The following is a 21,234-nucleotide window of genomic DNA, read 5'->3' on the forward strand; positions in this document are numbered from 1 at the left end:
CAGTGAGATCGGGCAGTTACTGCCGCATCAGTGGATGCCGGCCTGACTTACGCAAGGTGAGTTCGCCGGACGCTTACAGTGCTCCTCCATGAATGGCGTTATTGGCATGCTGATAGCCTCGTCTCAAAATTCCCATTTCAACAATGCTTTCTAATTCCCGAAAGGTGATTTTTGTACGGCCTAACTCCACCGCGGCCCATCCTAGGTCTTTGGCGAAAGCTGGGCCAAATGATTCTATCAGTTGTATTTTTTGTTTTTTTAGAGAGTTTAAATACTTTTCATTGGATGCGTTCTTGGCTCCCGTTGTAATGTTTTTGTAACTAGGCTCGGCTAGTCGTAATTCATCAATTATGCTGTGTGCTAAGTACATTTTGGCACATTTATCTGATTGCTTGCTTAAAAACATCGCAATAACACAAATCTCGTGAAGTGACCGCCATCTAGCTAATGCACCGTCGGCATATCCAGCTCTTGCGAGAACTAGGATTTCACCAACTACATTATATGCTCTTAAAATTATCCTGCTCAGTGCAAGCGCAGTATGTGAGTTAGCGTATGCTCCATTCTTAAGCTCAGAAGCAGCTCCATTCCATTCTATTAATAAATGTCCTAGAATGTTTAGTTGGTCTGCGGCTTTGCCCCAAAGATTTTCGACCGTGCTAGCACGTAACTCTTGTATTTCTTTTAGGTGTTTTGTGTGATGGATGGCCTGCTTTAGTAATTCTTCCTCGATTAAGTCAGCCATTTTCTCCAATGTGATATAGATAGTCTGCTCTACAGTTTCAGTTATGTGAGAGGAAATCTCATTAATTGTTTCTTTCAGGTCGAGTGCAATCCGGTTGATAACTGCCTGTATTTCTTCTCTTGTGTTGCCGAGAGAGCATGGAGTATCTAATTTTATCGTAATTTCGTCATCCTTGGCATTTCTAAGCGCATTGGCTAAAGCTTTCAGGTCAGAGTCATCGCAGTTTAAATTTAGACGCTTAATTGATTTTTTCAAAGCTATATGTAAAATATTATCAGGTGCCGTGGCTTCTGTTAGTGCTTTATCCAGTTGTTCCTGTAATCTATACGGTTTATTCACTTGCGCTTTCCATTTAATCAGAGATTTTTATACTTTTCCGTCTTGCACGATAAGTATAGATAAGGGGGGCTTTGCTCAGTGTTGGCGTTAACGCTTGTAATAAAGCAACTCTTGGGGGTTTACTTATTTTCCATTCTTTTTTTTCAAATTATTGTTTTTTCTTTTTTTCATTTTTTTTTTTTTTTTTTTTTTTTTTTTTTTTTCGATGGGGCGCAGGAGAACCTAGAGGTCTGCGAGACTACTCGAGCCACCGATCAGAATTTTTCGGTGATTTCCTAATCGTCCACAGATAGCAGGGGTGATAAATCGGTAGTAATGCCGGCTAGCGTCTATATAGTCTTTCAGGTGCTGAGTGAAAATAAGAAAAAATTTTGACTACTAGATCGATATTATTTCATTCCCACCGCTTTTGAATGGTTGCTTGTGCGGGGCATAGGTGGAGTTGTTGCGTGGCATTTGAGTTGGCAGTACGCTATTCAATCATTTTGAAGATCTAGCTTGACCTCGAATGTGTGTCAAACCCGCATCGTTCTGGTTATGTCTGAACTCAAGTCTGATGGTTGGCGCCAAGGCTACGGTCAATACGATAGCAATGGCCAGTGTGATTGGTGCGGTGTTGTCCACGAGCTGTCGTAACGCTCGCCAGATGCAGGCCGCTCGCAGTTCATGGAAGCCCTTCAGTCCTTGCTCATGCTACGGCTGGCTGAGGGGGGCTTTCTTAGCTTTGTTTCAGGCCAGCAAATTGCGACTGCTGGCCGGGTATGTATGACGAATAAGCTGCAGCACAGTTTCAACTTTTAATTGGCAATGTTTCATTACGCTGCGGATGCCTCTGAGTACCCCATCTGGTCCTTCTGGGACGCCTGCTATTTCAAAATAGTACCGGATTCTTGGAGTACTCGAGTGGTTGGAGCTCAAAGCCCCCGAAAGCCTTGAACTCCAAGTACCCACTAAACACCGCCCACAAAAAAAGACGCCCTAAGGCGTCTTCATTTGTCAGATTTGGTGGAGCCGGGGGGATTTGAACCCCCGTCCGCCAGTACTCCGCTGTCGGTACTACATGCTTAGCCGTGTCTATTAAGTTAACCCTCAGCGACCCGACGGGCAGGGTGCTTTGGGCGAGTTGCGTAAGATTTAGTCGCGTCGGCCACAACGTCCTAAGCGACGATCCTGTTCTATATGACAATCATTTCGGGTTTACAGGCATCCCCTGATGATTGCTGGAGCCGAAGCTACCAGAAGAGCTAGTCGCGCCGCTTACGCAGCGAGAGCGTAGCCCTCGTAGTTTTCGTCATTGGCAACTATAGAAAGTTGCAACAGTGGATTTACGACTTCTGTTACCAAGTCGGCATGCACCTAAAGTTTCATCACCGGCGTCGAATCCTAATCGGCCCCGTGACGGCTTTCGCTGTCATTGGGCGGGAGTCTACGCCAATTGAGACGGCGCGTCGACCCGCGTCTTGCTTTGCCGACCGGGGCCTGCTCGCTGGCTGGCCCCGGTGCGTGGTTCTTACTTGCTGCCGCCTTCGCTGCCCGAGCCGATGTTTTTCAGTTCGGTGATGGCTTGGGTGGTCAGTTCGACGCAGGTCTTGTTGTCGCCCTTGGCCTGGGCGGCGCGTGCGTCGGTTTCGGTCTTGGCCAGGGACTGTTTCAGGTCGGGGCTCAGGTTGGCGTTGGTGGAAACCTGGGCATCCTTGATGGTCTGCAAGTTGCTGCCGCACAGGTCGTCGGCGGCGAACACCGGGGAAGCCAGCATGACAGAGCTGAGGAGTAGTCCAGTCAGGGCGGTACGCTTCATATTTCTCTCCTTGATTGCCGGTCGCTTGGGCGGTTGCCCAGGGATTGGGTAAACCCGTTCAAGTAGGGCTCAAAAGGATGGACTGTGACGAAACGCAGGGGTTCTATTTATTTTCATGGCCCATTACACACTTTTCGCCCGGGTTACCCGGTCAACCAGATACACCAGCCCGTGGTAGTCGATACCGCCATGCTGCGACAGGCCGATTTCACAGGTGCGGCTGGTGGAGATGCCTTCATGGCAGTGCTGCACCGCGTCCTTGAGCGAGCGCAGGGCATGGGCGTTCAGTTCGGGGGTGGTGAAGCCTTTGTCGCCAGCAAAGCCGCAGCAGTGAATGCCTTCCGGGATAACCACGTTGACGCTGCACAGGCGCGCCAGTTCGATCAGCGCCTGGCTTTCGCCCAGGTGCTGGGTGCTGCAGGTGACGTGAACGGCGACGGGTTCCTGTTGTGGGGTAAAGGTCAGCTTGTCCAGCAGGTGAGTGCGGATGAAGCGCACCGGGTCGTAGAGGTCCAGACGGGTGTCTTTGAGGTCCTGGACCAGTCGCAAGGTGCAGGGGCTGGTGTCGCAGTAGATCGGGTCGAGCCCGCCGCGGCTGGCGGTGATCAGGGCCGCCAGCAGTTCCTGACGCTTGTTCTCGGCCTGTTGGTTGTAACCCTTGGAGGCAAAAGGTTGGCCGCAGCACAGGTTGTCCGGGTTGTCGGGGAATACCACCTGGTAGCCGGCCTTTTCCAGCAGGCTGCGGGTCTTGTCCAGCAATGAGCTCTGTTCGCGATCAGCGGCGGCCGGCCCCATCACGCGGGATACGCAGGCGGCCAGATAGACCACTCTCGGACGTTGATCCTCCACTGTCGGGCTGACGCGAATTGCCTGTTCCGGCTGCGGCATGGCCGCTGTCCATTGCGGGACTCGTCCGGCGGAAAGCCTGTTCAGGCTGGCCGACAGTTGCGTCAGTCGCGGCGCGCCGAGCAGCATCCGTGCGCCATTGGCGGCATGCAGGGTGAAGCGTGCGCCCTGCAAGGCAGTCTTGAAGTGGCGCGCCAGCCAGGTGGCAGCCTTGTCATGGCTGGCTTGCTGATGGCGCAGCTTCCTGACCAGCTCGCCGGTGTTGATGCCCACCGGGCAGTGCTGGGCGCACAGGCCGGTGGCGGCACAGGTGTCGATGCCTTGGTAGTGGTAATCCTGTTCCAGTTTTCGGGTGTCGGCACCGGTGCGTTTTTTCGCCTGAATGTCGCGCCAGATGACGATGCGTTGTCGCGGGCTCAAGGTCAGTCCTCTGGAAGGACAGACCGGCTCACAGAAACCGCACTCGATGCATTTGTCGACGATTTCGTCGGCGGCAGGCAGCGGTTTCAGGTGCTTCAAATGGATCTGCGGATCGTGGCTGAGCACCACATCCGGGTTGAGAATGCCGTTGGGGTCGAGCAGGCGTTTGAGTTGCCACATCAATTGATAGGCGTCGCTGCCCCATTCCTTCTCGACGAAAGGTGCCATGTTGCGCCCGGTGCCGTGTTCGGCCTTCAGCGAGCCGCCGAACTCCACGGCCACCAGTTCCGCCACATCGTCCATGAACGCCTGATAACGGGCGACCTCTGCCGGGTTGTTGAAGCCCTGGGTGAAGACGAAATGCAGATTGCCCTCCAGTGCATGGCCGAACAGGATGGCTTCGTCGTACCGATGTTTGTCGAACAGTTCGATCAAGCGGCGCACGCCCATGGCCAGTTGTTCGACCGGGAAGGTGACGTCTTCGATGATGACCGTGGTGCCAGTCTGGCGCACGGCACCGACAGCCGGGAAGGTGTCTTTGCGAATGGCCCAGAGACGGGCGTTTTCCAGTGGGTCTTCGGTGAAGTCGACCTGCTTCTCGACCGGGAAGGACGCCAGTGACGCCATGATCTGTGCCAGTTGCTCATGCAGCAAGGCGCTGGATGCTGCCCGGGCTTCGATCAGCAGGGCGCAGGCGCTGGTCGAGAGTTCGCGGACAAAGGCCGGCATGCCGGGTTTGTCCTGCACCGAACGCATGCTGCGCCGGTCCAGCAGCTCGACAGCGGCGACCGGCTGGCTTTTGAGCACGGTGACGGCGTTGCAGCAGGTTTCCACATCCGGGAAGACAATCAGCGCCGAAGCCTTGTGCGGATGGTCGGGTACGGTGTTGTAGGTCACGGCGCTGATAAAGCCCAGCGTGCCTTCGGAACCCACCAGCAGATGGCTGAGGATATCCAGTGGCTCGTCGAAATCCACCAGGGCGTTGAGTGACAGGCCGGTGGTGTTTTTCAGGCGGTATTTGTGGCGAATTCTGGCGGCCAGTTCGGTATTGGCGCGGGTGGTGCGGCCCAGATGGGCGAGTTGTTCCAGCAGGTCGGCGTGGCTGTGGCGAAAGGCTTCTACGCTTGCCGGGGCTTCGGTGTCCAGGCGTGTGCCATCGGCCAGTACCAGTCGAATCCCGGCCAGGGTGTGATAGGTGTTCTGCGCAGTGCCGCAGCACATGCCGCTGGCGTTGTTGGCGACGATGCCGCCGATCTTGCAGGCGTTGATCGAGGCCGGGTCTGGGCCGATCTTGCGGCCGAACGGTGCCAGCCAGGCATTGGCCTGTGCGCCGATCACGCCGGGTTGCAGGCGAATCTGCGCTCCGTGTTCCCGGACTTCCCGGCCATTCCAGTTATCGCCCAGCACCAGCAACACCGAATTGCTGATGGCCTGGCCGGAAAGGCTGGTGCCTGCTGCACGAAAGGTCACCGGGACCTTTTCGGTCTGGGCCAGTTTGAGCAGGGCCACTATTTCGTCTTCGGATTCGACGCGGATCACCAGTTTCGGGATCAGGCGATAGAAACTGGCGTCAGTGCCGAAGGCCAGTGTCGAGAGCGGATCGTCGAAACGCCGGTTTTCCGGGATCAGGCGCCGGGCTTCGCTAATGAAATTCTCTGGCAGGCTCATGCGTCTTCCACGATCAGGACCACAAGGTCTTTGGGGCCATGGGCGCCGTAGGCCAGCACCTGTTCGATATCGGCGGTTTTGGACGGGCCGGAAACCAGCAGGGCATTGGTCGGCATGCCGCCCGCCCAGTTCTGTTGCGTCTGGGCTTCGCACAGGTTGTTGTAGATCGTGCTGGCCTTGAGCAGGGCGAAATGCACCGGTGGCACCAGGCTCATCAGGCGTGGCTCTTCCCGAGTCGGCCAGATGATCAGGCTGCCGGTCGCGGCAATCGCGCCGACGGTGGTGGTGAAGCTGGCCGGGGTGTCATCGAACAGCTCTTTTTTCCATTGTTCGATGGGCCGGTCGTAGGTCTTGAGTGGCGGCAGTGTCGGCTGGGTTGCCCAGTGCCCGGCGACACGCTGGCCATGCTCGGTGCCGGGCGCGATCAGCAGGCTGGGCAACTGCCGGTCATGCACCAGTTCGCCCAGTATGGTCGGCCAGTTTGCTTCCGTGCACAGGTGGATTTCCGTATGCACGGCTTCCATCAGTTTGCGCAGTTGGGCGACCCGCTCTTCAGGGGCATAGGTCCAGGGTTCTGTCACCAGAGCTTCATTGAAGTTGTCGGCAATCGGTGTCGTTCCCGCAAGGCTCTGGCGCAGTTTGGCGAGGATGTTTTGCTTGGCATTCATCAGGATTCTCCAGACTGCTTGTTCAGATGCTCGCGGGCCATTTCATGCAGCGAGCGGGCAGCGGGTTTCGGCGCGCTGTGGTTCTGTGTCCAGGGACCGACATTGCCGGGCATCAGGCCGCGCAGGCGAGTGGCCATTAGCGCGAATGCTTTATAGAGGGCGGGCGAGGTATTGAGTTTCGTCCAGGCGTTCCAGATCAGGCGCTCCTTGCGTGAATACTTGCGGCCCTGATCGCGCATCACCCGGTCGGGCGCATCCGGGGCCTTGACGTTTTCTTCGCGCAGGCGGCGCAGTAAGGCCGGAATCGGGATCTTGACCGGGCACACTTCGCCGCAGGCACCACAGAGCGATGAGGCGCTGGGGTGGTCTGGCACTTTGCTCAGGCCCGCCATGTGCGGGGTAATGATCTTGCCGATGGGGCCGGGGTAGACCTCGCCGTAGGTATGACCGCCGACGCGGGTATAGACCGGGCAATGATTCATGCACGCGCCGCAGCGAATGCAGTTCAGGGTCTGGCGCAGTTCGCTGTCGGCAAAGGCCTGGGTGCGACCGTTGTCCAGCAGCACCAGATGCACTTCCTGCGGCCCGTCCAGCTCATGGGGTTTGCGCGGCCCCGAGATCATGTTGACGTAGGTGGTGATCGGAATGCCCAGCGCCGAGCGGGTCAGCAGCGACAGCAAGGGGATGGTGTCGCGCAGGTTCTCGACGACTTTCTCGATGCCGGTCACGGCGATATGCACAGGTGGCACACTGGTGACCATGCGCCCGTTGCCTTCGTTTTCCACCAGCAACAGGGTGCCGGTTTCGGCAATCGCGAAGTTGACGCCGGAGACACCGATATCCGCTTCGAAGAACTTCTGGCGCAGCACGCGGCGGCCGATCTGGATCAACTGGTCGACGTCAGTGGTGTACTCCACGCCCAGTTTTTCATGGAACAGTTTGCCCACCTGACCGGCATTCTTGTGGATGGCCGGCATGATGATGTGCGAAGGCTTTTCGTGGTCCATCTGCACGATGTATTCGCCCATGTCCGCTTCCAGGCACTCGACGCCGCGCTCGCCCAGGAAGTCGTTCATTTCCATCTCTTCGCTGACCATCGACTTGCCTTTGATCACTTGCCTGGCTTCGTGGGCGTTGACGATGGACAGCACGATGTCATTGGCCTGCTCGACGGTTTCGGCCCAGTGCACGTTCACGCCGTTGCGGATCAGGTTGCGTTCCAGTTGCTCCAGCAGGTCCGGCAGTTTGGACAGGGCTCGGGCGCGAATGGCATTGCCCAGTGCACGCAGGTCTTCGCGTTCTTCGGGGTCGCTGAAAGCAGCGGCGCGCTTGGTCATCAGCGAGTCCATGGCACGCCGGAAGTTGCCGCGTAGTTGCTTATCGCCGAGGGCCTCATGGGCACGAGAGCGGAAGTCCGTTTCCACTTCCACGGTCGGAATGCGCGTTTGCGTGTTCATCGCTGTTCTCCGGTGCGTTGCCACAGGAAGCTCGCCAGATGCAGGCCGCGCAGGGATTCGCGTTGTTTCTCCAGAGCGCCGTTGATATTCATCAGGCAGCCGCAATCGGCAGTGAGAATCTGATCTGCGCCGGACTCCTTCAAAGCGCGTGTCTTGTCGGCGACCATGGCTCCGGAAATATCCGGCATGCGCACGCTGAAGGTCCCGCCGAAGCCGCAACACTCGCTTTCATGATCGTGTTCGACACGCTGCACATTGGCCAGTTGGGACAAAAGTTCACGGGCATGCAGATGGGTGTTCATTTCGCGGCGCGCGGAACAGGAGGTGTGCAGGGCGACCTTGATCGGCTGGCCTTGATCGTGCAGCCGGGCCTTGCAGACGAACAGCAGAAATTCAGTCAGTTCATAGGTGCGTGCGGCCAGGGCGCGGACCTGTTCGAGGGTGTCGGGCTCGTCCTTGAACAGTTCGGGGTAGTGCTCGCGAAACATGCCGGCGCAGGAGCCGGAAGGCACGATCACCGGATGGTCACCCGCGAACAGCGCCAGTTGCGCGCGGGCCACTTCCCGGGCCTGCTCGGTATAGCCGCTGGTGTAGGCCGGTTGTCCGCAGCAGCTTTGTTCTTGCGGATAGTCGACCGCGATACCTTCCCGTTCCAGCAGGTGGATGGCGTCCATCCCGGCTTCGGGAAAAAACAGGTCGACCACGCAGGTGCCGAACAGATAGACCCGCTGCGGTTTTTCGGTGGGGTATTGCCGTGGCCCATGACGCGCTGGCGCGACACGGGTGGCATTGGGTGATGCATTGTAGAAAAGCTCGCTCATCAGGTGTTTCTCCGGGTGGGCCCGGTTATCCGTTCAGGGCATGAATGGCTGACGCCGGTGGTTCAGGCCGGCGTCAGGGCTTCGTGTCTTGTTGATCAGTGAACCACCATGCCGGTGAACCAGTAGGCCTGGGCATAGGTGATGCAGCCCACGATGGTGGCAAAAAACAGGCTGTGCTTGAGGGTGAAGCGGAACAGGTCCGATTCCTTGCCCACCAGCCCGGTTGCGGCGCAGGCTACGGCGATGGATTGCGGCGAAATCATCTTGCCGGTCACGCCGCCGCTGGAGTTGGCGGCGACCATCAACACATCACTGACACCTATCTGGTGTGCCGTGGTGGCTTGCAGTGAGCCGAACAGCGCATTGGCCGAAGTATCGGAACCCGTCAGGAATACACCGAGCCAGCCGAGAAACGGCGAGAAGAACGGAAACGCTGCGCCCGTTCCGGCCAGTACCAGCGCCAGGGTCGAAGACATGCCTGAGTAGTTCATGACAAAGGCGAAGGCCAGCACCATGCCGATGGAGACGATGGCCCAGCGCAGCTCGATCAGCGTCTCCTTGAAGGTGGTCAGACCAATCTTCGGGCTGATGCGCAAGACGATCATGGCCAGAATGGCCGAGAACAGAATCGCGGTGCCCGATGCGGCGATCAGGTCGAACTTGTAGACCGCTGGCATGGCGGTGGCCTTGGCTACGATGGGCGTACCCTTGATCACCAACTGGTCCAGATACGGCACGGCGATGTTGATGGTCCAGGCTTGCAGGGCACCGCCTGCCGCGAACATGGCCTTGAACGGCTTGAGGGTCCAGACCGTGACCATGGCGGTCAGAATCAGGAAGGGCGACCAGGCCTTGATGATCTGGCCCAAGGTGTAAGGCGATTTGACGCTGGTGCGTTGCTGCCCGAAACCGCCCGGGCCGCCTGCGATGGCTGCCGCACCGCCACTGACGACCAGCGAGTCCGTAGCGCGTTGCGGCTGCCAGACTTTCAGGAACAGTGTCAGCGACACGATGCTGACCAGTGCCGAGGTAATGTCCGGCAGCTCGGGGCCGATGAAGTTGGAGGTGAGGTACTGGGTGATCGCAAAGCTCAGGCCGGCAATCAGTGCGGCAGGCCAAGTCTCCTTGACGCCCCGGACACCGTCCATCATGAACATCAGCCAGAAGGGTACGAATATCGACAGCAGCGGCAACTGACGGCCTGCCATGGCACCGATCTTGAACGCATCGATCCCCGAAACCTGCCCGGCGACAATGATCGGAATGCCCAGCGCACCAAAGGCCACGGGAGCGGTGTTGGCGATCAGGCACAGGCCGGCGGCGTACAGCGGATTGAGTCCCAGCCCGACCAGCAGAGCAGCGGTAATCGCCACCGGCGCGCCGAAACCGGCAGCGCCTTCCAGGAAAGCACCGAAGCAGAAGCCGATCAGCAACACCTGCAGACGCTGGTCATCGGTAATCGACATGACCGAGCTGCGGATGATCTCGAACTGGCCGCTCTTGACGGTCAGTTTGTAGAGAAAGACCGCCGCGACGATGATCCAGGCGATAGGCCACAAGCCATAGGCGAACCCGTAGCCTGCGGCAGCCAGGGCCATGTCGGTAGGCATCTGGAACGCGAAGATCGCCACCAGTACCGACAGCGCCAGGGTAATGCTGCCCGCTATATGGCCTTTGAGCCTGAAAACGGCCAGTGCCAGAAAGAAGAACACGATGGGGATAAGCGCAGCGGCGGCGGAAAGGCCCAGACTGCCCAGAGGTGTATAGAGTTGTTGCCAGGTCTGCATGTAGGTGGCCCCTAATTGTTTTTGGTAAGGCCCGGTGTTCTGTGTCGTGCGTGCATGGCCGATGTGGATGGACGAATCGCACAGTTCACCAGCTCAAGTCTTCCTGATCGGAAGGTCTTGCAGCGTGATGGAGGTCAGCCATCGGACGCTGGCATGGATAATTGGTAATACCAATTTACAATGTCTGATCGCTAGGTTAGAAGCCTTGCTATTGTTGTGTCAATTTGTCTCGTCAAGACTTTGGTCGGGTGCGCAGGAAAATGCGGTTAGCCTGCTGCATCTGGCAGGTGCCTGAAGGGCGGCGATCGGCGAGAATACGCGGTCCCGCTAACGAGTCGGGTATGGAGTGAGGGGTTATGGGCTTTGATCAGGTGCGTCAGCGCCGTTTGTCTGATGATATTGTCGAGCAACTGGAACGAATGATTCTTGAGGGCACGCTCAAGTCGGGCGGACGCCTGCCTGCCGAGCGGGCACTTGCCGAGCAGTTTGGTGTTTCCCGTCCTTCCTTGCGTGAGGCCATCCAGAAGCTGACCGCCAAGGGGCTGCTGGTCAGTCGTCAGGGCGGCGGTAACTATGTCGTCGAAAACCTGGGTTCCACTTTCAGTGACCCGCTGCTTCATCTATTGGAAAGCAGTCCCGATGCCCAGCGCGACCTGCTGGAGTTTCGTCACACCCTTGAAGCTTCCTGCGCTTACTACGCAGCCTTGCGCGCCACCGAGGTGGACCGCGAGCGCCTGCGTGAAGCCTTCGATGCCTTGCAGGCTTGCTACACCTGCACCGATGAGGTGAGTCGGGCCGAAGAGGGCGCTGCCGATGCCAGTTTCCACCTGGCAATTGCCGAGGCCAGCCACAACACGGTGCTGCTGCATACGATTCGGGGGTTGTTCGATCTGCTCAAGCGTAATGTCGTGATCAATATCGGCGGGATGTATCAGCAGCGCGCCGAGACCCGCGACATGCTGATCCAGCAGCATCGTGAGTTGTATCTGGCGATTATCGAAGGTCGCGCCGAGGATGCGCGTGAAGTGTCCAGCCGCCACCTGACCTATGTGCAGGAAGTGCTGGAAGAAGTGCGGCAACAGGTTCAGCGCACAGCGCGTGCGGAGCGCCGCAACAAGATGTGATCAAGGGCAGTTTCGCGGATGAATCCGCTCCCGCGGCGAGCGTGCAGGAGCCAATTCATTCGCGAAAAGGAGTCGCGGACAAATCCACTCCCGCAGACCGGGATCAGTCGTCCTTGCCCTTGCTGCGCACGGCCCGTTGCAGTTCGCGATCCGAATCGCGTTCTCGCTCGGTATGGCGCTTGTCGTATTCCTTTTTACCCTTGCCCAGAGCAATCTCGCACTTGATCAAGTGCTGCTTCCAGTAAAGGGAAAGGGCTACGCAGGCATAACCTTTCTGCTGCACCGAGCTTGTGAGCTTTTCGAGCTCGCGCTGGTTCAGCAACAGTTTACGGGTGCGTGTCGGGTCAGCGATGACGTGTGTGCTGGCGGTCTTGAGTGGCGTGATATGGCTGCCCATCAGCCAGGCCTCGCCATCCTTGAGCAGCACATAACTGTCAACCAGCTGTACCTTGTTGGCACGCAGGCTTTTTACTTCCCAGCCAGCCAGGACCAGACCGGCCTCGAACTTGTGTTCGATGAAGTAATCGTGACGCGCCTTTTTATTTTGCGCGATGGTCCCTGTGGGATGTTTCTTGAGCTTAGCCATAGGGGCCGCATTATAGGGAGTTGCTTCAATGTCGGCTACGGGAAAGCGTGCGCTTGAGCACGAAGGATGAATCCCGGACAATGTGTACTCTTTTCAAGGCCATCCTGTTGTGATGCTGCAGGCGAGGCAGGGGATTTGATGAGCCTTGAATTCTTTTTTGCTGCGCTACGTGGCACCGTTAGGCATTCTTGTGGTGTTTGCCGCTCAGCTTTGGAATTGACGCTCACATGACTACCCATATTCAGCGCTCGGCTCTTTTGCCGTATCCGGCCGGGTTCTTGTTCGACCTGGTCAATGATGTGGCCCGCTATTCCGAATTCCTGCCCTGGTGCGCCTCGGCGGTGGTGCTTGAGGAAAGCGAGACGCACATGCGCGCAAGCCTGGAGGTCGCCAAGGGTGGCCTGAGTCAGAAGTTTGTAACGCGCAATGTACTGGTACCCGGAGAATCCATCGTGATGGATCTGGTCGAGGGGCCTTTCAATCAGTTGCATGGTGTCTGGACATTCAAGCCGCTGGGTGAGAAGGCCTGCAAGATCAGCCTGGACCTCACCTTCGACTATGCCGGCTCCATTGTGCGCGCCACGCTGGGGCCGCTGTTCAATCAGGCCGCCAATACGCTGGTGGATGCCTTTTGTCAGCGAGCCAAAGAGCTGCATGTCTGACGAATTGATCCAGATCGAGGTGGTGCATGCCGCCGTCGATCGTCAGGTGTTGCTCAGCGTTGCCGTTCCGGCAGGTTCATCGGTGCAGCAGGCGCTTGTCGCTTCGGGCATGCAGGAGCGGTTTCCTGAACTGGATCTGGCCCAATGTCCGGTGGGGATTTTCGGCAAGGCAGTGAAAGATCCTTCAGTGCGCGTGTTGCAGGCAGGGGATCGTATCGAGATTTATCGTCCGCTGTTGGCTGACCCTATGGAAGTGCGACGCTTGCGTGCCGCCAGGGCGCGTTTGAACAGAGACGCCATGTCCTGATCCTTTCAGAACGACAGATAGCAAAAAGCCCGGCATGCCGGGCTTTTTTGTGGAAAACGTTTCCGATTAATGCGGAGTTGTTTCCAGTGGTTCCTGCACAGGCACCGGAACAGTTTCGACACTGTCCACGTCCTTCTGGATCTGATCCAGCAGCGAGCCTGGTTTGGCTGGTGCTTCGGGCGCTTGTTGTGGCTGGTTTTCAGCTGGAACCGTCTGGTTGCTGCGGTTGCCGAGGATGGCTTCATCGCGGCTTACGCCGGGCATGAAGTCGCCGGACAGGCTGACCAGTTGATCGTTACCGTTGAAGATCAGGCTGATGCGTTCCTGCTGGCGTTCACCGCCACCAGGCTGCAGGCTGTACAGGTAGTCCCAGCGATCAGTATGAAATGTGTCGGTCAGCAGAGGGTTACCCATGATAAACCGTACTTGCCGCCGGGTCATTCCGGGACGTAACTGGTCTATCATGTCCTGCGTGACGACATTTCCCTGTTGGATGTCGATTTTGTAAACCCCGGGGAATGAACAACCGGCGAGTGCGAGCAGTCCCACAAGGGTGAAACTGGTTAGCAAGAGCTTGGTGTTTTGCATCGGTGGGCGACTTCCACTATCTTGGCTGGGACAACGTAAACCCGGATCATACCTGCATTAAGAGAAGCTGCGAAGCAGCGTCTGCGAGAAAGCTGACCATGGTTGAAAATAGCGAACTACGTAAAGCAGGACTTAAGGTGACCTTGCCGCGGGTCAAAATCCTTCAAATGCTCGATTCTGCCGAGCAGCGCCACATGAGTGCCGAAGATGTCTACAAGGCGCTGATGGAGGCTAGCGAGGATGTCGGTCTGGCCACGGTCTACCGTGTTCTGACTCAGTTTGAAGCTGCCGGATTGGTGGTTCGCCACAATTTCGATGGCGGTCATGCTGTGTTCGAGCTGGCTGATGGCGGCCACCATGACCATATGGTCAATGTGGAATCCGGCGAAGTGATCGAGTTCTTCGACGAAGAGATCGAGAAACTGCAAAAGGCTATCGTCGAGAGGCACGGTTACGATCTGGTCGATCACAACCTTGTACTCTACGTTCGGAACAAAAAGGCGTAAGCCAGCGACGACAAAGGCGACCTCAGGGGCGCCTTTGTGCTTTCTGAAGGGTCAGTTGTTGGCGGTGATGACCATTTTCTTCGCGTGAGCCAGAGACTCTTTGGTCAGATCGATGCCACCGAGCATGCGCGCCACTTCTTCTATACGTTCGGTCTTGTTGAGTTTCGCCACAGCGGTGCGGGTGGCGTCGCTGCCTCTGACCTTGTGCACGAACAAATGCTGATGGCCTTGCGCTGCTACCTGCGGCAGGTGGGTGACGGTCATCACTTGTCCGCGTTCGCCCAGGCGGCGCAGCAACTGCCCGACAATCTCGGCGGTCGGCCCGCCGATGCCCACGTCCACTTCGTCGAACACCAGGGTTGGTACTCGTGAGGTCTGGGCAGTAATTACCTGGATCGCCAGACTGATGCGTGACAGTTCGCCCCCCGAAGCGACCTTGGCCAGAGCCTTGAGCGGTTGCCCGGGGTTGGCGCTGACCAGCAGCTCGACCTGTTCCAGGCCGTGGGGTAGCAGGTCGTTGCCGGTATTGGGCTTCAGCTCGATGGCGAATCGTCCGCCGGGCATGCCCAGACGGTGGATTTCCTCTTCGACGGCATGGGCCAGTTCGCCTGAGGCGCGCATGCGCATGTCGCTCAGCTCGCGGGCCTTTTCCTGATAATGGCGGGCGAAGGAGGCCAGCTCGCGCTCAAGTCGTTCGATGGACTCGTCGTTGGCATTGAGGGTTTCGATTTCGTCCAGCAACTTTTGCTGCAGCGAGCCCAGTTCGGTCGGCTGGATACGGTGCTTGCGCGCCAGTGTATAGATGCTGTCCAGACGCTCTTCGAGTTGTTGCAGGCGCGCCGGGTCGGCGTCGAAATGGTCCAGGAAACGGTTGAGTTCGCCGACGGCTTCTTCTATCTGTATCTGCGCGCTGGACAGCAGGTCGGTGGCTTCGCTCAGGGCTGTCGGCGAGTTGTTGACGCTGCCCAGGCGATTCAGGCTGGCGGTCAGGGCATTCAGCACATTGCCCGAATCGCTCTCGCTGCATTGCTCCACGACCTGACGGCAGATGCTCAGCAGGCTTTCGGCGTTGGTCAGGTTCTTGTGTTCCTGTTCGAGCTGTTCCAGCTCGTTTTCGCCCAGGCTCAGGCCTTCCAGTTCTTCCAGTTGATAGCTGAGCAACTGATGCCGTGCGCGCTGTTCATCGCCGGAGTTGGAGAGTTGCTCCAGCTCCTGGCGGGTCTGGCGCCAGCGCTGGGCCGCCAGTTGCACCTGGCGTGCCAGTTCGGTGGCACCGGCGTATTCGTCCAGCAGGCGTCTGTGGGTATCGGTTTTCAGCAGCGACTGGTGTTCATGCTGGCTGTGGATGTCGATCAGCAGTTCGCCCAGAGACTTGAGGTCGCCTTGGGGGCAGGGCGTGCCATTGATATAGGAGCGTGAGCGCCCTTCGGCCGTAATGACCCGCCGCAGAATGCACGGACCGTCGTTATCCAGGTCACGCTCCTTGAGCCAGCCTTGCGCTTCGGGAATATCGGCCAGATCGAAGGTGGCCAGAATGTCGGCCTTGTCGGCACCTGGACGAACGACGCCACTATCGGCGCGATCGCCGAGCGTCAGGCCCAGGGCGTCGAGCATGATCGACTTGCCGGCACCGGTTTCGCCAGTGATTACGCTCATGCCTCGATCCAGTTCCAGATCAAGGTGTTCGACGATGGCGTAGTTATGTACGGAAAGGTGCACCAGCATGGAGTGGCTCCCAAGCGATTTGTCTGGTTATTTATACAGTGTTTCATTTGCTTCTGACAATGCTTGGGTTTAGCTCGTTTTGATCGGGTTGCACGCTTTTTTAGTCCGGGGAGCGATGAAAACCGGTTCCCTCGGCCCATGGGCGATCCGGGAAATTTTCAGCCAATGCGCATATCCGTCATGCCCAGCCCTTGAAGCCTGAAAATCCGTTCCCATATAGGGGGGCAGAAGCGCGAGATGGGTTCGCGGACGTTTTTGAGAGGAGAACACTATGGCTGACGAACAGAATCTGGATGCGCAGAACCAGGACCAGGCTGGCGAGACAGCTTCGGGTGACGATCTTGCAACTCGTGTGCAGGTGCTCGAAGAACAACTGGCAGCGGCACAGGATCAGTCCCTGCGTGTAGCTGCGGATCTGCAGAACGTACGTCGTCGTGCAGAACAGGATGTGGAAAAGGCTCACAAATTCGCTCTGGAGAAATTCGCAGGCGATCTGCTGCCTATCGTCGACAGCCTGGAGCGTGGCCTGGACCTGTCCAGCCCGGACGACGAAAGCATTCGTCCGATGCGTGAAGGTATCGAGCTGACGCTCAAGATGTTCAACGACACCCTCAAGCGTTATCAGCTGGAGGCAATCGACCCGCACGGCCAGCCATTCAATGCCGAACATCATCAGGCAATGGCCATGCAGGAAAGCGCGGATGTCGAGCCAAACAGCGTTCTGAAAGTGTTCCAGAAGGGCTATCAGCTCAACGGTCGTCTGTTGCGTCCGGCCATGGTCGTGGTCAGCAAGGCACCGTCGCCTGTTTCGCCATCAATTGATGAGCAGGCTTGAAATCGGCTGTCCGGCCCCCATTTAAAGGCCAAGCGTTTAAGAGCTACCGCAATCTGTAAACGCAGTTGCGGCAACCAAATCAAAAGTTTCGGGAGAGTCAAAGATGGGCAAGATTATCGGTATTGACCTGGGGACCACCAACTCCTGCGTCTCTATTCTGGAAAACGGCAACGTCAAGGTTATCGAGAACGCTGAAGGCGCTCGTACCACCCCTTCGATCATTGCCTACGCCAACGACGGCGAAATCCTCGTCGGTCAGTCGGCCAAGCGTCAGGCGGTGACCAACCCGCACAACACTCTGTACGCAGTAAAGCGTCTGATCGGTCGTCGTTTTGAAGAAGATGTCGTCCAGAAAGACATCCAGATGGTTCCGTACAAGATTTCCAAGGCTGACAACGGCGACGCCTGGGTTGAAGTAAATGGCCAGAAGATGGCTCCTCCTCAGATTTCTGCCGAAATCCTGAAGAAAATGAAGAAGACCGCCGAAGACTACCTCGGTGAGTCCGTCACCGAAGCGGTCATCACCGTTCCGGCCTACTTCAACGACAGCCAGCGTCAGGCTACCAAGGATGCCGGTCGCATCGCGGGTCTGGACGTGAAGCGCATCATCAACGAACCAACCGCAGCCGCTCTGGCTTACGGCATGGACAAGGCGAAGGGCGACCACACTGTCATCGTTTATGACCTGGGTGGCGGTACTTTCGACGTGTCGGTCATCGAAATCGCTGAAGTTGACGGCGAGCACCAGTTCGAAGTGCTGGCAACCAACGGCGACACCTTCCTGGGTGGTGAGGACTTCGACATTCGTCTGATCGACTACCTCGTCGACGAATTCAAGAAAGAAAGCGGCATGAACCTCAAGGGTGACCCGCTGGCGATGCAGCGTCTGAAAGAAGCTGCTGAAAAGGCCAAGATCGAGCTGTCTTCGAGCATGCAGACCGACGTCAACCTGCCGTACATCACTGCAGACGCTACCGGTCCTAAGCACTTGAACGTGAAGATCTCGCGTTCCAAGCTGGAATCGCTGGTTGAAGATCTGGTTCAGCGCACCATCGAGCCTTGCCGTATCGCTCTGAAAGATGCCGGTATCGACATCGGTTCGATCAACGACGTGATCCTGGTCGGTGGTCAGACTCGTATGCCGCTGGTTCAGAAGCTGGTTACCGAGTTCTTCGGCAAGGAAGCTCGTAAAGACGTCAACCCTGACGAAGCTGTTGCAATGGGTGCTGCCATCCAGGGCGCGGTACTGGCTGGTGACGTCAAGGACGTTCTGCTGCTGGACGTGAGCCCGCTGACTCTGGGTATCGAAACCATGGGCGGCGTGATGACTGCGCTGATCGAGAAAAACACCACGATTCCTACCAAGAAATCGCAGGTTTTCTCGACTGCCGATGACAACCAGAGCGCTGTAACCATTCACGTGCTGCAAGGTGAGCGTAAGCAAGCCGGTCAGAACAAGTCTCTGGGCAAGTTCGATCTGGCCGAGATTCCACCAGCTCCACGTGGCGTTCCACAGATCGAAGTAACCTTCGACATCGACGCCAACGGCATCCTGCACGTAGGCGCGAAAGACAAGGCGACCGGCAAGCAGCAGTCCATCGTGATCAAGGCCAACTCGGGTCTGTCGGATGAAGAAATCCAGCAGATGATCCGCGACGCTGAAGCCAACAGCGAAGAAGACCGCAAGTTCGAAGAGCTGGCATCTGCCCGTAACCAGGGCGATGCACTGGTTCACTCGACTCGCAAGATGGTCAGCGATGCTGGCGACAAGGTGACCGCAGAAGAGAAGACCGCTGTCGAGGCTGCTGTGGTTGCTCTGGAAGCTGCCGTCAAGGGCGACGACAAGGCTGCTATCGAAGCCAAGATCGAAGAGCTGTCCAAGGTTTCCGCGCCAATCGCTCAGAAAATGTACGCTGAGCAGGCCGAAAACCCGGAAGCGGCCGCCAAGCCAGCTGAAGAAAAAGCCAAGGCCGACGACGTCGTCGATGCCGAGTTTGAAGAAGTGAAAGACCACAAGTAAGCGCAGGCTTGCTTGAAAGCCAGTTGACCCGTTCCGAGCGGTGGCTGGTAGGATGTCGCCGCGCGGGAGCTTGCTCCCGCGTTGGCGTGTCTGGAACAGGCAAAATTCCGGCGTGCGGATTTTGGTCCGTGCGCCCTGTGGCAAGGCTGTCATGCTCCTGCGTGGCGGCTCGTTCTGCCGCTTTCTCGGTCAGGCAACTGGCTGTCTAAACAAGACCAGGATCGTTGAATTGACGTGAGTTGGGTCCGGGCCTGTATGGGGCTCAACGAGTTTGGCAAGGCTCAGGAGGGTTTTGCCGGACGTCCTCAAGAGTGCGGAAGAATTATGGCAAAGCGTGATTATTACGAAGTGTTGGGGGTGGAGCGGGGCGCCAGCGAGGCTGAGCTGAAAAAGGCTTACCGCCGCCTTGCGATGAAGCATCACCCTGACCGCAACCCTGATGACAAGGCTGCGGAAGAGGCGTTCAAAGAGGCCAACGAGGCCTATGAAGTTCTGTCCGATGCCAGCAAGCGTGCGGCATACGATCAGTACGGTCATGCCGGCATAGATCCGAGCATGGGTGGCGGCGGTTTCGGTGGCGGTGCTGGCGGTGCGAACTTCTCCGATATCTTCGGTGACGTGTTCAGTGACTTCTTCGGCGGTGGCCGTGGGGGTGGCGGTCGTGGCGGCGCACAGCGCGGCAGCGATCTGCGCTACACGCTTGAGCTGGATCTCGAAGAGGCGGTTCGCGGTACTACCGTCAATATCCGTGTTCCGACGCTGGTCAATTGCAAGCCTTGCGATGGCAGCGGCGCGAAGAAGGGTTCTTCGCCAGTTACTTGCCCGACATGTGGCGGTATTGGCCAGGTGCGCATGCAGCAGGGGTTCTTCTCCGTGCAGCAGACCTGCCCTCGTTGCCATGGTCACGGCAAGATCATTTCCGATCCGTGCGATTCCTGCCATGGCGAAGGCCGTGTCGAAGAATCCAAGACCCTGTCGGTCAAGGTTCCGCCGGGTGTCGATACCGGTGACCGTATCCGTCTGTCCGGTGAAGGTGAAGTGGGCTCCCAGGGCGGGCCGACCGGCGACCTGTACGTTGTGATCAATGTGCGTGAGCACGCCATTTTCCAGCGCGACGGCAAGCATCTGTATTGCGAAGTGCCGATCAGTTTCACTGACGCGGCGCTGGGTGGTGAGCTTGAAGTGCCGACGCTGGATGGTCGGGTCAAGTTGAAGATTCCTGAAGGTACCCAGACCGGCAAGCAGTTCCGCTTGCGTGGCAAGGGTGTGGCTCCGGTGCGTGGCGGCGGTGCTGGCGACCTGATGTGCCGGGTAGCGGTTGAAACGCCGGTCAATCTCGGCAAGCGTCAGCGTGAGCTGCTCGAAGAGTTCCGTACCTCCCTTGAAGGCGACGACTCCCACTCCCCGAAAGCCAGTGGCTGGTTCGAGGGTGTGAAGCGTTTCTTCGGTGACTTGTAAGGGCTGACTGGGCAGGAGAAGGTTATGCGACGTATTGCTGTGGTAGGCGCCGCCGGGCGCATGGGTAAGACTTTGATCGAGGCGGTTCTGTCGGCGCCGGGTGCCGGGCTGACGGCTGCCATCGATCGTCCGGACAGCACGCTGGTCGGTGCCGATGCCGGAGAACTGGCGGCGTTGGGTCGTATCGGCGTGCCGTTGTCGGGTGATGTTGCCCGGGTTGCCGACGAGTTCGATGTGTTGATCGACTTCACGCACCCTACGGTCACGCTCAAGAATCTGGCTTTCTGCCGCAAGGCGGGCAAGGCCATGATCATCGGCACCACGGGTTTCAGTGCTGAAGAGAAACTGCAACTGGCTGAGGCGGCGAAAGAGATTCCCATCGTTTTTGCTGCCAACTTCAGTGTCGGTGTGAACCTCTGCCTGAAGCTGCTGGATACGGCTGCTCGCGTGCTGGGTGACGACGTCGATATCGAAATCACCGAAGCTCACCACCGTCACAAGGTCGACGCGCCTTCGGGTACGGCGTTGCGCATGGGTGAAGTGGTTGCCGAGGCGCTGGGGCGTGATCTGCAGAAGGTTGCCGTCTATGGCCGTGAAGGTCAGACCGGTGCCCGCGATCGTCAGTCGATCGGTTTTGCGACCATCAGGGCTGGCGATGTCGTGGGTGACCATACCGTTCTGTTCGCTGCCGATGGCGAGCGTGTCGAGATCACCCACAAGGCTTCCAGCCGCATGACATTTGCCAAGGGGGCCGTTCGGGCTGCGATGTGGCTCGATGGCAAGGCTCCTGGTCTTTATGACATGCAGGACGTGCTGGAGCTGCGCTGATTGCAAGTGCCGGATTCAGCCTTGTCGCATTCCGTGGGTTTTCGGG

The 21,234-nt window shown here is 57.8% G+C and carries 18 protein-coding genes and 1 other RNA gene; 8 read left to right on the top strand and 11 right to left on the bottom strand.

Annotated elements, in window-relative coordinates; genetic code table 11:
• Positions 1-73: 73 nt before the first annotated feature.
• From JSY17_RS22195 to JSY17_RS22230, 8 genes are all read right to left on the bottom strand, one after another.
• A complete protein-coding gene (locus JSY17_RS22195) occupies positions 74-1,084 on the bottom strand; it encodes a DUF5677 domain-containing protein (RefSeq protein WP_206403380.1) in 1,011 nt (336 codons plus the stop codon).
• A 1,003-nt stretch (positions 1,085-2,087) separates the two neighbouring features.
• Positions 2,088-2,479, bottom strand: a transfer-messenger RNA (tmRNA) gene (ssrA, locus tag JSY17_RS22200).
• Between the two features lie 115 nt (positions 2,480-2,594).
• Complete coding sequence (locus tag JSY17_RS22205; RefSeq protein ID WP_117184056.1) at positions 2,595-2,882, bottom strand: hypothetical protein; 288 nt, start codon at positions 2,880-2,882, stop codon at positions 2,595-2,597.
• 123 nt (positions 2,883-3,005) lie between these two features.
• Complete coding sequence (locus tag JSY17_RS22210; protein WP_206403067.1) at positions 3,006-5,816, bottom strand: FAD-binding and (Fe-S)-binding domain-containing protein; 2,811 nt, start codon at positions 5,814-5,816, stop codon at positions 3,006-3,008.
• Positions 5,813-6,484: a LutC/YkgG family protein gene (locus tag JSY17_RS22215; RefSeq protein ID WP_206403069.1), complete on the bottom strand. Its 672-nt coding sequence runs from the start codon at positions 6,482-6,484 to the stop codon at positions 5,813-5,815. The genes JSY17_RS22210 and JSY17_RS22215 overlap by 4 nt, the downstream gene beginning before the upstream one ends.
• Positions 6,484-7,941, bottom strand: coding sequence for a LutB/LldF family L-lactate oxidation iron-sulfur protein (locus tag JSY17_RS22220; RefSeq protein ID WP_206403070.1), 1,458 nt, complete (start codon positions 7,939-7,941; stop codon positions 6,484-6,486). Before JSY17_RS22220 ends, JSY17_RS22215 begins: the two co-directional genes overlap by 1 nt.
• The gene (locus tag JSY17_RS22225; RefSeq protein WP_117184052.1) at positions 7,938-8,762 is read right to left on the bottom strand and encodes a (Fe-S)-binding protein; all 825 of its coding nucleotides are present in this window, start codon (positions 8,760-8,762) and stop codon (positions 7,938-7,940) included. Before JSY17_RS22225 ends, JSY17_RS22220 begins: the two co-directional genes overlap by 4 nt.
• Before the next feature lie 95 nt (positions 8,763-8,857).
• Positions 8,858-10,549 (bottom strand): lactate permease LctP family transporter, encoded by a 1,692-nt coding sequence (locus JSY17_RS22230; protein ID WP_117184051.1) that lies wholly within the window; start codon positions 10,547-10,549, stop codon positions 8,858-8,860.
• A 356-nt stretch (positions 10,550-10,905) separates the two neighbouring features.
• On the opposite strand from JSY17_RS22230, the gene JSY17_RS22235 reads away from it, so the two are divergent.
• Positions 10,906-11,673, top strand: coding sequence for a GntR family transcriptional regulator (locus tag JSY17_RS22235; protein ID WP_117184050.1), 768 nt, complete (start codon positions 10,906-10,908; stop codon positions 11,671-11,673).
• Between the two features lie 103 nt (positions 11,674-11,776).
• On the opposite strand, the gene smpB is transcribed toward JSY17_RS22235, so the two are convergent.
• Positions 11,777-12,259: an SsrA-binding protein SmpB gene (gene smpB / locus JSY17_RS22240; RefSeq protein ID WP_025258480.1), complete on the bottom strand. Its 483-nt coding sequence runs from the start codon at positions 12,257-12,259 to the stop codon at positions 11,777-11,779.
• Positions 12,260-12,486: 227 nt separating this feature from the next.
• Here smpB and JSY17_RS22245 point away from each other — a divergent pair, with 227 nt between their 5' ends.
• Together JSY17_RS22245 and JSY17_RS22250 are read left to right on the top strand one after the other, a co-directional pair.
• Entirely contained in the window at positions 12,487-12,921 is a 435-nt protein-coding gene (locus JSY17_RS22245) for a type II toxin-antitoxin system RatA family toxin (RefSeq protein ID WP_117166325.1), read from the top strand.
• Positions 12,914-13,228: an RnfH family protein gene (locus tag JSY17_RS22250; protein WP_117184048.1), complete on the top strand. Its 315-nt coding sequence runs from the start codon at positions 12,914-12,916 to the stop codon at positions 13,226-13,228. The genes JSY17_RS22245 and JSY17_RS22250 overlap by 8 nt, the downstream gene beginning before the upstream one ends.
• A gap of 66 nt (positions 13,229-13,294) precedes the next feature.
• Here the strand turns inward: JSY17_RS22250 and JSY17_RS22255 are convergent, their stop codons facing one another.
• Complete coding sequence (locus JSY17_RS22255; protein ID WP_117166323.1) at positions 13,295-13,816, bottom strand: outer membrane protein assembly factor BamE; 522 nt, start codon at positions 13,814-13,816, stop codon at positions 13,295-13,297.
• A gap of 98 nt (positions 13,817-13,914) precedes the next feature.
• Here JSY17_RS22255 and fur point away from each other — a divergent pair, with 98 nt between their 5' ends.
• Complete coding sequence (fur, locus tag JSY17_RS22260) at positions 13,915-14,322, top strand: ferric iron uptake transcriptional regulator (RefSeq protein WP_025258484.1); 408 nt, start codon at positions 13,915-13,917, stop codon at positions 14,320-14,322.
• Positions 14,323-14,373: 51 nt separating this feature from the next.
• On the opposite strand, the gene recN is transcribed toward fur, so the two are convergent.
• Complete coding sequence (gene recN / locus JSY17_RS22265; RefSeq protein ID WP_117166322.1) at positions 14,374-16,047, bottom strand: DNA repair protein RecN; 1,674 nt, start codon at positions 16,045-16,047, stop codon at positions 14,374-14,376.
• Between the two features lie 271 nt (positions 16,048-16,318).
• Between recN and grpE the strand changes: the two genes are divergently transcribed.
• From grpE to dapB, 4 genes are all read left to right on the top strand, one after another.
• Positions 16,319-16,882 carry a nucleotide exchange factor GrpE gene (gene grpE / locus JSY17_RS22270; RefSeq protein WP_117166321.1) on the top strand — a complete coding sequence of 188 codons (564 nt, stop codon included), beginning with the start codon at positions 16,319-16,321 and terminating at the stop codon, positions 16,880-16,882.
• A gap of 103 nt (positions 16,883-16,985) precedes the next feature.
• Positions 16,986-18,902 carry a molecular chaperone DnaK gene (dnaK, locus tag JSY17_RS22275; RefSeq protein WP_117185917.1) on the top strand — a complete coding sequence of 639 codons (1,917 nt, stop codon included), beginning with the start codon at positions 16,986-16,988 and terminating at the stop codon, positions 18,900-18,902.
• Between the two features lie 324 nt (positions 18,903-19,226).
• Positions 19,227-20,360 (top strand): molecular chaperone DnaJ, encoded by a 1,134-nt coding sequence (gene dnaJ / locus JSY17_RS22280; RefSeq protein ID WP_117166319.1) that lies wholly within the window; start codon positions 19,227-19,229, stop codon positions 20,358-20,360.
• 24 nt (positions 20,361-20,384) lie between these two features.
• Positions 20,385-21,188, top strand: a complete 804-nt coding sequence (gene dapB, locus JSY17_RS22285) for a 4-hydroxy-tetrahydrodipicolinate reductase (RefSeq protein WP_117166318.1) — start codon at positions 20,385-20,387, stop codon at positions 21,186-21,188.
• The last annotated feature ends 46 nt before the right edge of the window (positions 21,189-21,234 follow it).

Source organism: Pseudomonas capsici, assembly GCF_017165765.1.
Lineage (GTDB): Bacteria > Pseudomonadota > Gammaproteobacteria > Pseudomonadales > Pseudomonadaceae > Aquipseudomonas > Aquipseudomonas capsici.

What these genes read in the sequence shown, in the direction of transcription:
- dapB (WP_117166318.1), top strand. Translation starts at nt 20,385, where the DNA reads ATGCGACGTATTGCTGTGGTAGGCGCCGCCGGGCGCATGGGTAAGACT.
- JSY17_RS22220 (WP_206403070.1), bottom strand. Translation starts at nt 7,941, where the DNA reads ATGAACACGCAAACGCGCATTCCGACCGTGGAAGTGGAAACGGACTTC.
- dnaJ (WP_117166319.1), top strand. Translation starts at nt 19,227, where the DNA reads ATGGCAAAGCGTGATTATTACGAAGTGTTGGGGGTGGAGCGGGGCGCC.
- JSY17_RS22205 (WP_117184056.1), bottom strand. Translation starts at nt 2,882, where the DNA reads ATGAAGCGTACCGCCCTGACTGGACTACTCCTCAGCTCTGTCATGCTG.
- fur (WP_025258484.1), top strand. Translation starts at nt 13,915, where the DNA reads ATGGTTGAAAATAGCGAACTACGTAAAGCAGGACTTAAGGTGACCTTG.
- smpB (WP_025258480.1), bottom strand. Translation starts at nt 12,259, where the DNA reads ATGGCTAAGCTCAAGAAACATCCCACAGGGACCATCGCGCAAAATAAA.
- grpE (WP_117166321.1), top strand. Translation starts at nt 16,319, where the DNA reads ATGGCTGACGAACAGAATCTGGATGCGCAGAACCAGGACCAGGCTGGC.
- recN (WP_117166322.1), bottom strand. Translation starts at nt 16,047, where the DNA reads ATGCTGGTGCACCTTTCCGTACATAACTACGCCATCGTCGAACACCTT.
- JSY17_RS22250 (WP_117184048.1), top strand. Translation starts at nt 12,914, where the DNA reads ATGTCTGACGAATTGATCCAGATCGAGGTGGTGCATGCCGCCGTCGAT.
- JSY17_RS22245 (WP_117166325.1), top strand. Translation starts at nt 12,487, where the DNA reads ATGACTACCCATATTCAGCGCTCGGCTCTTTTGCCGTATCCGGCCGGG.
- JSY17_RS22225 (WP_117184052.1), bottom strand. Translation starts at nt 8,762, where the DNA reads ATGAGCGAGCTTTTCTACAATGCATCACCCAATGCCACCCGTGTCGCG.
- JSY17_RS22210 (WP_206403067.1), bottom strand. Translation starts at nt 5,816, where the DNA reads ATGAGCCTGCCAGAGAATTTCATTAGCGAAGCCCGGCGCCTGATCCCG.
- dnaK (WP_117185917.1), top strand. Translation starts at nt 16,986, where the DNA reads ATGGGCAAGATTATCGGTATTGACCTGGGGACCACCAACTCCTGCGTC.
- JSY17_RS22235 (WP_117184050.1), top strand. Translation starts at nt 10,906, where the DNA reads ATGGGCTTTGATCAGGTGCGTCAGCGCCGTTTGTCTGATGATATTGTC.
- JSY17_RS22255 (WP_117166323.1), bottom strand. Translation starts at nt 13,816, where the DNA reads ATGCAAAACACCAAGCTCTTGCTAACCAGTTTCACCCTTGTGGGACTG.
- JSY17_RS22230 (WP_117184051.1), bottom strand. Translation starts at nt 10,549, where the DNA reads ATGCAGACCTGGCAACAACTCTATACACCTCTGGGCAGTCTGGGCCTT.
- JSY17_RS22215 (WP_206403069.1), bottom strand. Translation starts at nt 6,484, where the DNA reads ATGAATGCCAAGCAAAACATCCTCGCCAAACTGCGCCAGAGCCTTGCG.